At 45.2% G+C, this 2,598-nt stretch carries 3 protein-coding genes; all 3 read left to right on the top strand.

Annotated elements, in window-relative coordinates:
- A partial coding sequence (locus A3735_RS20015) for a cobyric acid synthase (protein ID WP_082885945.1) occupies window positions 1-1,086 on the top strand: 1,086 nt, incomplete at its 5' end.
- Window positions 1,083-1,637, top strand: a complete 555-nt coding sequence (gene cobU / locus A3735_RS20010) for a bifunctional adenosylcobinamide kinase/adenosylcobinamide-phosphate guanylyltransferase (RefSeq protein WP_068513547.1) — start codon at window positions 1,083-1,085, stop codon at window positions 1,635-1,637. The genes A3735_RS20015 and cobU, both read left to right, overlap by 4 nt.
- A gap of 9 nt (window positions 1,638-1,646) precedes the next feature.
- Complete coding sequence (locus A3735_RS20005) at window positions 1,647-2,438, top strand: ABC transporter ATP-binding protein (protein WP_068515684.1); 792 nt, start codon at window positions 1,647-1,649, stop codon at window positions 2,436-2,438.
- The last annotated feature ends 160 nt before the right edge of the window (window positions 2,439-2,598 follow it).

Below are 2,598 nucleotides of genomic sequence, written 5' to 3'. Positions count from 1 at the left end.
GGCTCACCGGCAGAGATTAATCTACGCGACAGAGATATCGCAAACATGGGTTTTGCTGAGGAAGTGGATTGCCCGGTTATTTTAGTTGCCGATATTGATCGCGGCGGTGTGTTTGCACATTTGGTCGGTACTTTGTCATTGCTGTCTGAGTCTGAGCAAGCGCGTATCAAAGGTTTCGTCATTAACCGATTTAGAGGTGATATTTCCTTGCTTCAGTCTGGCTTGGACTGGCTGGAATCGTATACGGGAAAACCGGTGCTTGGTGTTCTGCCTTACCTTCATGGTCTACACCTTGATGCAGAGGATGCTTTGCCAGAGCAGATACTCGATCCAAGTTCTGAATATAAATTTCGTGTAATTGTGCCGGTTGTTCCACGTATAAGCAATCATACAGATTTTGACCCTTTGCGTTTGCATCCTGATGTTGATTTTCGTTATATCAATGTAGGGGACCCGGTTCCGCCTGCGGATTTGATCATTTTGCCGGGCTCCAAATCCGTTCGTTCTGATTTAGGTTTCTTAGTTCAAAATGGTTGGAAAGACATTTTAAATCGTCATTTAAGGTATGGCGGAAAGGTGTTGGGGATATGTGGCGGTTATCAGATGCTAGGGCAATTAATCACTGATGAAAGTGGTGTAGAAGGTCGGCCAGGCAGTAGTGAAGGTTTCGCTTTGCTTTCGTGTGCGACTAGCTTGTTGGCTGAAAAGAAATTACTTAATTGTGTGGGCGAGTTAGCCGAAAGTTCAGCACCTGTAAAAGGCTATGAAATTCATACGGGAGTGACCACAGGAGATGACTTGGCGCGCCCGATGATTGTCAATTTTGGGTCATCAACGGGTGGCGCTTCTCTCGCGGGTACGGATGGCGCAACTAGTAGAGACGGCCTGGTTAAGGGTACCTATTTGCACGGTCTATTTGATTCACCGGAAGCATTGCAAGCACTGTTAGAGTGGGCTGGACTAAGATCAGATACCACTGTCAACCTTGAAGAAGTGCGTGAGAAGCAGTTGGAGCGCTTAGCCAATGCTTTTGAGTCAGCGATTGATATGGATAAGCTGATAGAGTTACTGGAGCAGGCCGGATGAAAAGACTCATTCTTGGAGGGGTAAAGTCTGGCAAGAGCCGATATGCAGAACAGCAAGCAGAGCTAGTTATAGCAAACAATAGTGCATCGTCGATTTGTTTGCTTGCCACTGCACAAGCACTGGATGAGGAAATGGCAGCACGAATTGAGCGTCACAAGGCAGACCGGCCAGATCATTGGTGTGTGATAGAAGAGCCGCTAGAGTTGGCAAAAGTGCTTGAGGAACGTGCTGGTGAAGATATAGTGCTCGTTGTTGATTGTCTTACCTTATGGGTCACTAATCTTTTGATGCTTGAAGACAAAACACGCGTCCAGTTAGAGCTTGATCGATTTGTCGAGGCTGTCAGTCTAACAAATGTAGAATTAATTTTGGTTTCCAACGAGACCAATATGGGAGTCATGCCTTTAGGCGATTTAAGTCGTAAATATTGTGATGTAGCAGGGCTGTTACATCAAAGCTTGGCAAGCCTTTGTGATCAGGTCGATTTAGTTGTCGCAGGCTTGCCTCTTTCACTCAAATCCAATGCGAACAATAAGCCTGGCAGTTCTTAGGAAATATTGATGCTTGATAGCGAAAATAAAACTGCTGATCCTTTGTTAAGTGTGAATACTTTATCGTGGCACTGTGGTAATAAGGTGATCCTGCAAGATATTAGTTTTGCCCTATCAGAAGGAGGTTTTGTTGGCTTAATCGGCCCTAATGGCTCAGGGAAGTCCAGCTTGATGCGTTGCTGTTACAGAGTAAACAAACCGAGCAAAGGCAATGTGTCCTTAGGCGGCTCGGATATCTGGGAGAACAGCTTAAGGGACAACGCAAAGCAGGTGGCTGTCATTTTGCAGGAGCATCATGATCATTTAGGGCTGACGGTAAGAGAGGTTGTACTGCAAGGGCTAGCGCCCCACAAGGGCTTGTTTGAGTGGGATACAAAGGAAGATATTCGTTTTGTCAGTTCAGTTATTGCTGATATGGACTTATCGGCTGTTGAAGATTGCTTGTTCAGTATTTTGTCGGGTGGTGAGAAGCAGCGCGTGATGCTTGCAAGAGCAATTGTGCAGAAACCCCGCTTATTAATTATGGATGAGCCAACCAATCACTTGGATATCCATTACCAAATTGATCTGCTGAACAAGGTGAAGCAATTAGGAATAAGTGTTTTATCTTCATTTCATGACTTAAATCTCGCCGCGGCTTTCTGCGATAGTTTGTTGGTGTTAGACCGTGGCAGATTGGTTGCTCAAGGCTCTATAAATGAAGTGCTCAATGAGTCTTTAATATCAAAAGTCTTCAAGGCGAAGGTTAAGGTAGATCGCCATCCTAGTGCAAATGTTCCGAGAATTAGTTATGAATACTAGTGCCGAGGCTAGAACGGGTTCGCTGATTGCCGGTAAGTTCATAGCTTGCTTGCTAATTACTTTTCTCGTTCTGTTCTGTCTAGTTTCAGCTTTGGGTTTTGGGCCTATCAATATATCGTATGCCGAAATCATTAGTGTTATTACGGGTGAGGCATCGGCA

It is taken from the genome of Oleiphilus sp. HI0061, from assembly GCF_001635675.1.
This window is presented reverse-complemented; position numbering and strand designations above follow the sequence as displayed.